At 70.2% G+C, this 6,398-nt stretch carries 5 protein-coding genes; 4 read left to right on the top strand and 1 reads right to left on the bottom strand.

Annotated features, from left to right (window positions below; all coding sequences use genetic code 11):
* Position 1 precedes the first annotated feature (1 nt).
* The 3 genes from AOK01_RS37020 (at position 2) to AOK01_RS37010 (ending at position 3,382) form a co-directional block, all read left to right on the top strand.
* The gene (locus AOK01_RS37020) at positions 2-808 is read left to right on the top strand and encodes a carbohydrate ABC transporter permease (RefSeq protein WP_245702574.1); all 807 of its coding nucleotides are present in this window, start codon (positions 2-4) and stop codon (positions 806-808) included.
* Positions 809-810: 2 nt separating this feature from the next.
* Complete coding sequence (locus AOK01_RS37015) at positions 811-1,656, top strand: carbohydrate ABC transporter permease (RefSeq protein WP_055519521.1); 846 nt, start codon at positions 811-813, stop codon at positions 1,654-1,656.
* A gap of 157 nt (positions 1,657-1,813) precedes the next feature.
* A complete protein-coding gene (locus AOK01_RS37010; RefSeq protein ID WP_079104063.1) occupies positions 1,814-3,382 on the top strand; it encodes an amidohydrolase family protein in 1,569 nt (522 codons plus the stop codon).
* Positions 3,383-3,459: 77 nt separating this feature from the next.
* On the opposite strand, the gene AOK01_RS37005 is transcribed toward AOK01_RS37010, so the two are convergent.
* A complete protein-coding gene (locus AOK01_RS37005) occupies positions 3,460-4,167 on the bottom strand; it encodes an SDR family oxidoreductase (protein ID WP_055519518.1) in 708 nt (235 codons plus the stop codon).
* A gap of 303 nt (positions 4,168-4,470) precedes the next feature.
* Between AOK01_RS37005 and AOK01_RS37000 the strand changes: the two genes are divergently transcribed.
* Positions 4,471-5,589: a C40 family peptidase gene (locus AOK01_RS37000; protein WP_055519523.1), complete on the top strand. Its 1,119-nt coding sequence runs from the start codon at positions 4,471-4,473 to the stop codon at positions 5,587-5,589.
* Positions 5,590-6,398: the final 809 nt, after the last annotated feature.

Below are 6,398 nucleotides of genomic sequence, written 5' to 3'. Positions count from 1 at the left end.
GCTGCTCCTGTTCCTGGCAGGGCCGATCGCGTACTGCGCCTACATCGCCTTCACCGATCTCCAGCTGACCGGCCAGGCCGAGTCGTCGTTCACGGGCTTCGAGAACTTCCGTACCGCCTTCCAGGACGACGCGTTCCTCAACGCCGTATGGCTGACGCTCGTCTTCACGGTCCTCAGTTCCCTCATCGGCCAGAACACGCTGGGTCTTGCCCTGGCCGCGCTGATGCAGCGCGCGTCGAAGCCGGTCCGTACGCTCACCGGCGGGATCGTCGTGACGGCCTGGGTGCTCCCGGAGGTCGTGGCGGGCTTCCTCCTCTACGCGTTCTTCCGCCGCGAGGGCACTTTGAACGCGATCCTCGACTGGCTCCATCTGCCGTCGCAGAACTGGCTGTTCACGCTGCCGATCCTGGCGGTGTCGTTCGCGAACGTGTGGCGGGGGACGGCCTTCTCGATGCTGGTCTACTCGGCCGCGCTCAACGAGATCCCCAAGGAGATCACCGAGGCGGCGGAGGTCGACGGCGCGAGCGGCTGGCGTCGCATGTGGCACATCACGCTGCCGATGATCCGCCGTTCCATCGGTACGAACCTGATGCTCAACACGCTCCAGACCCTCTCGGTCTTCGGCCTGATCTGGGTGATGACCAGAGGCGGCCCGGGAAACCGCAGCCAGACCCTCCCCCTCTTCATGTACGAGCAGGCCTTCCAGAAGAGCATGATCGGCTACGGAACCGCTGTCGCCCTGCTCCTGCTGGTGGTCGGCTCCCTCTTCTCGCTGGTCTATATGCGCCTGCTGCGGACGGAGGTCTGACCATGGCCACGCGTACGACACTCAACACCCGCCGGGCCAACCGCCGGCACGCCGCCGACGCGGGCCTCCTGTTCGTCGCGGCCACCTTCGTGCTGCCGCTGGCCTGGGTGGTCCTGTCTTCCCTCGACCCGCACGCGAACCTGAAGGTGAAGCTGCCCGACGGGGTCACACTCGACAACTTCGACGCGGTCCTGAAGCCGGACATCACCTTCACCCCGCTGCTCAACAGCCTGATCCTGTGCGGCGGCGCGACGCTGCTGACGGTGGTCTGCGCGGCGCTGGCCGCGTACCCGCTCTCCCGTTTTCGGTCCCGCCTGAACCGGCCCTTCCTCCTCACGATCATCTTCGCGACGAGCCTGCCGATCACGGCGATCATGGTGCCGGTGTACGCGCTGTTCGTGCAGGTGGACCTGATCGACACGATGCAGGGCACGATCTTCTTCTTCGCGGCGTCCCAACTGCCGTTCGCCATCTGGCTGATGAAGAACTTCATGGACGGTGTGCCGAAGGAGCTGGAGGAGGCCGCCTGGACGGACGGCGCGTCGTCGTTCCAGTCGCTGCTGCGTATCGTGCTGCCGCTGATGGGTCCGGGCGTCGCGGTGGTGACCGTCTTCTCGTTCGCGATGATGTGGGGCAACTTCTTCGTCCCGTTCATGCTGTTGCTCTCCCCCGACCAGATGCCGGCGTCGGTGAGCATCAACGACTTCTTCGGAAACCGCGGGACGGTGGTCTACGGCCAGCTGGCCGCGTTCTCGATCATCTACTCGACACCGGTGATTCTGCTGTACGTGCTGGTGGCCCGGCGGTTGGGCGGAGGGTTCGCGCTGGGCGGGGCGGTCAAGGGCTAGCTGTACTGCCGTGACAGACGCCAGGCACCAGACACCAGAAACCAGGCACCAGGCACCGGATGCGGCCGGCGCCACCACTTGCCCCTCACATTGACGTCAGCTTTTACCCTGCGCGTGTTCCTCCGGACCAATGCCGGACCAGTGATGGAGACATGTGATGGCAGCAGGGCTTTCCCGGCGTCGAGTTCTCGGCGCCGGCATCGGAATCGGGGCCGGTCTCACGGCCGGGGCCATGAGCGCGCCCGCGGCCCACGCCATGGCCCACGACGCCATGGCGTACACCGTGGCGCACACCGCGCGTTCGGGCTCGACGGTCGCGATCACCGGGACCACGGTGATCGACACGGCCGGCGGCAGGCCGCGGCGCGATGTCACGGTGCTGGTGCGCGGCGACCGGATCGCCGCGATCGGCACCGCGCGCGAGGTGCGGGTGCCGGCGGACGCGCAAGTGGTCGACGGGCGCGGCAAGTTCGTCGTCCCCGGTTTCATCGACTCACATGTGCACGGCAGCGGCCAGGAGGAGATCGACCCGCCGCTGTTCCTCGTCAACGGCGTCACCACGGTGCGTGACCTGAACGGCCAGGCCCTGCTGTACGACTGGCGTGACCGGGTCGCCGCCGGCACGCTCTTCGGCCCCCGCTCCGTGGTCGCCAGCAGCGTCCTGGACGGCAACCCGTCACTCCTCGCGGGTCTGGGCGCACCGTACGTCGAGGTGGCGAACGCCGAGGAGGCCAGGGCGGCGGTACGTGCGGCGGTGGCCGGCGGGGCCGACTTCATCAAGGTCTATGTCCGGCTCACACCGGACGCGTACCACGCGATCGCTGACGAGAGCCGCCGACTCGGTGTCCCGTTCGTCGGCCACACTCCGGACGCGATCTCGCTGACCGAGGCGAGTGCCGCCGGTCAGCGCAGCTTCGAGCACGTCTACACGAACTGGTTCGCCACATCGAGCGAGGAGGAGGAGATCCGCCGCCGCCTCGCGGAGATCAGCGTCGGCGGCGGCGAGTACAACAGCTGGTTCAACCAGACCCATCCCCTTGAGGTGCGGGCCGCGCGCACCTTCGACCCGGCCCGCGCCCGGAAGGTGTTCCGCCGACTCGCCGCCGACGGCTCGCACCAGGTACCCACGCTGGCCCAGCACCGTGTGTTCGACCTGCCCGAGTCCGTCGCGCTGCACGACGACCGGCTGCGGTATCTGCCCGCCGCCACCAGGGACGGCTGGCAGGCCCAGCTCGAACAGGTCTACCTGGCCGGCCGTTCGGCGCAGGACGTGGCCGAGCACCGGGAACTGTTCCGGGCCCGTCTGCGCTGGGTCGCCGCCGCGCACCGGGCCGGGGTACCGGTCCTGGCCGGCACCGACACCGGAACCGCCTACGTCTACCCCGGTTTCAGCCTGCACGACGAACTGGAGAACCTGGTCGAGGCGGGCTTCAGCCCGCTGCAGGCCCTCCAGGCGGCCACCGTCGCGCCCGCGCGGTTCCTCGGGCTGCGCGACGTGGGTACCGTACGGCGCGACGCGATCGCCGACCTGGCCGTCCTCGACGCGGACCCCCTCGCCGACATCCGCAACACCAGGCGGGTGCACGCCGTGGTGGTGCGGGGCATGCTGATCAGCGCCGACCGCAGGGAAGGCATGCTCGGCGACATCGAGGCCGCCGCGGCCACCGGGACGCTGTCCGAACGGCTGGCCGGCTGCGCGTGCACGCAGGTCCCGCAGGCCGCCTGATCCAGAAACTCGGGTGGCCGGCCCGCGGTTCGGGCCGGCCACCCTGTGCCCACGCGGCAGGCGAGGGTACGGAGCCCTCAGTTCGAGAGGGACGGCCCGTAGAACTCCCGCGGGTCATGCGCCAGGGACGCCTTGACGGTCGCGCTCCACTCGTCGACGACGACCTCCAGCTCGGCCTTCTCGACACCGTCGAGCGTCGCGCGGACGACGTCGGCCGGGTCGATCTTGGGGCCGTCGTAATCGGCCATCATGCGGGTGTCGGCGGCGCCCAGATGCACGCCGGTCACCAGGGTGTTCTGCTGGGCGAGTTCGAGACGGACGCCGTTGGTGAGGCTCCATTCGGCGGCCTTGGCGGTGCTGTAGGCACCGGCCCCGTCGACGGAGAACCAGGACAGCGCGGAGAGTACGTTGACGATCGCACCGCCGCCATTGGCTGCCAGCACGGGGGCGAATGCCCGGATCATGCCGAGTGTGCCGTAGAAGTGCGTGTCCATCTCCAGCCGGATCTTGTCCAGGTCACCGGTGACGAGGCTGGTCGAGGTCGTGATGCCGGCGTTGTTGATCAGCAGGTCGACATCGCCCGCCACCGCGGCCGCCGCCCTGATCGATGCCGGGTCGGTGATGTCCAGCCGCAGCGTCTCGACTCCGGGGATGTCGACGGACTCGGGGTCGCGCACGGCCGCGTAGACCTTGCTCGCCCCCTGCTCCAGCAGCAGCCTGGCGAACTGCCGGCCGATGCCGCGGCCGGCGCCGGTGACGAGTGCGACGGAACCGGAAATCTTCATGTTGCCTCCCTGGTAGGACCTGCCGCGACGCTAGGACCTGACATTGACGTGAGAGGCAAGCCGTGTGAGTCAGATCACCAGGGTGACTCCGTCAGGTCGCTGCGCCGGGCGGCGAGAAGGGGGCGGGCTGGGGAAATGTTGGGGTCGGGCAGGTTGTCGCGCGCGGGGCTACCGGGGTCAGACGTTCGAGGGACGGTAGTCTGTTGAAAGCTTGAACGGCCCTCCGTACGAACCCCGGTAGCGACCTCGACGGGCAAGTCGCCCGTCCGGGACGGCTGTACGCGACCTCTGAAAGTGGAGCTGATGAACGTGTCCACGGCCGGCAGGCGGCTGCGCGATCGCGCCACCATAACGACCCTGGTCCTCGCGATCTCCCTGATAGCCGGGCCGAGTTACGCGGCCCCGGGCGAACCCGACCCCCAGGACGGCAAGTCGATCGAGGACATCCGCGCCGAGCTGGACGGCCTCTACCGCACGGCGGAGGTGGCCACCGAGGCGTACAACGCCGCGAACGAGAAGGCGACCAAGCAGGAGAAGCGGCTGGCGACGCTCCGCAAGGGCCTGGCCCGCGCCGAGAGCCGGGTGGACGAGCTGCACGACCTCGGGGGCGCCGCCGCCCGGACGCAGTACCGCGGAGGCAATCTCGCCGCCACGGGCATCCAGTTGCTCCTCGGCGACCACCCCGACCAGGCCCTCACCGAGGCGGCCCAGGCCCGCCAGGTCATGCGCAACCTGGTCAACGTCTCCGAGACCCAGAAGACCGCCCGCGCCGAGCTGAGCCGGCAGACCGACACCGCCGCGACGGAGCTGCGGAAGCTGAAGAGCAGCCGCGCGGACAAGGCCGAGGCGAAGCAGAAGACCGAGGGGAAGATCGCCGAGGCCGAGCAGATCGAGGCCGGCCTCGAAAAGGAACAGGCCCGCGAGCTGGCCAAGTTGGAGCAGACGAGGGCGAAGGAGGCCGAGTCCCGGTGGACGGGCTCCGGCGGCGGCTCCGGCGGTTCCGGCTCAGGCGGGTCCGGCTCCGGCGGCGGTACCGGGACCGGCTCGGTCGGCGGCGGCACGAGGGCGACCGGATCGGCCGCGACGGCCGTCAGCTTCGCGATGGCCCAGATCGGCAAACCGTACGGGTGGGGAGCCGTGGGGCCCTCGGCGTACGACTGCTCGGGGCTCACCTCCAAGGCGTGGGCGGCGGCCGGGCACCCCATCCCCCGTACCTCGCAGGCGCAGTGGCAGGGACTGACCCGCGTCAGCCTGTCGTCCGCGCGGCCCGGAGACCTGATCATCTACTTCAACGACGCCACACATGTGGGCATGTACATAGGAGGCGGGAAGATCGTCCACGCCCCGCGGCCCGGCCGTACGATCACGACCGCGCCGGCCGCCTCCATGCCCATCCTCGGTGTCGTACGACCCGGAGCCTGAGCGGATGTCCTCCTCACTGTCCCCCCGTGACCAGCGGAACCTGCCCGTACTCAGCGCGCCGCCGCTGATCCGCCTCGACGCCTACGTGGCCGAGGACGGGTCGACGGTGGTCAACGGCCATCTGCTGCAGATGGGCGGCAAGCGACCGCCCAACGAGGCGATCCTCGACGCCGTCGCCATGTTCGCCCGCACCCTGGGGGCACCGGTGGCGGCCACCGTCATCGACCGCACCGTGATGCAGGTGGCACGCCTGCGCGTGTACCCCGACGGGTCGAGCCGGACCATCGCCGACGAGGACGACCTGCCGCCCGGGAGCGAACGCACCGCCGCGGAGGAGGAGGCGTTTCCGCCGCTCGCCCGTGTCGAGCGCATCATCCGGCACGCGCAGCACGAGGAGCTGCACGCCGCGTTCGTCCTCGCCAGCGCGCTGCGGGAGCACCTCACGCTGCGCAGGGGCGCGGAGGACGAACTCTCGCTGGAGGCGCGCGCGATCGAGGCGTACATCGCGTACCAGCGCGGCGACTACACGCTCTCCATCACCCTCGCGCTGACCGTGGCGCGCATCCGCTGCCGCACCGACCTGAACCGGGCGGCGCCCGACGTGGCGCGCGCCACCGCGGCGTGGCAGCGGCTGCTGGACGAGGGCCNNNNGTCCCACCAGGCCATGGCCCGGACCGTCCAGAGCCGGCTGCGGCACGGCGGCCGGTCCGTGGCCGCCCCGGCCGCGATGCCCGCCCTGCCGCCGGGCCAGGGGCCGCTCGCCCCCGAGGACGCGCCCCTCAAGCCCACCCGCCGCGGCGTGCGGCGCT

Source organism: Streptomyces aurantiacus (genome assembly GCF_001418335.1).
GTDB lineage: Bacteria > Actinomycetota > Actinomycetes > Streptomycetales > Streptomycetaceae > Streptomyces > Streptomyces aurantiacus.
The sequence above is the reverse complement of the archived record's forward strand: the minus strand, read 5'-3'. Positions and strand labels throughout refer to the sequence as shown.

Coding starts and splice junctions, on each gene's coding strand:
- AOK01_RS37000 (WP_055519523.1), top strand. CDS start 4,471: ATGAACGTGTCCACGGCCGGCAGGCGGCTGCGCGATCGCGCCACCATA.
- AOK01_RS37010 (WP_079104063.1), top strand. CDS start 1,814: ATGGCAGCAGGGCTTTCCCGGCGTCGAGTTCTCGGCGCCGGCATCGGA.
- AOK01_RS37005 (WP_055519518.1), bottom strand. CDS start 4,167: ATGAAGATTTCCGGTTCCGTCGCACTCGTCACCGGCGCCGGCCGCGGC.
- AOK01_RS37015 (WP_055519521.1), top strand. CDS start 811: ATGGCCACGCGTACGACACTCAACACCCGCCGGGCCAACCGCCGGCAC.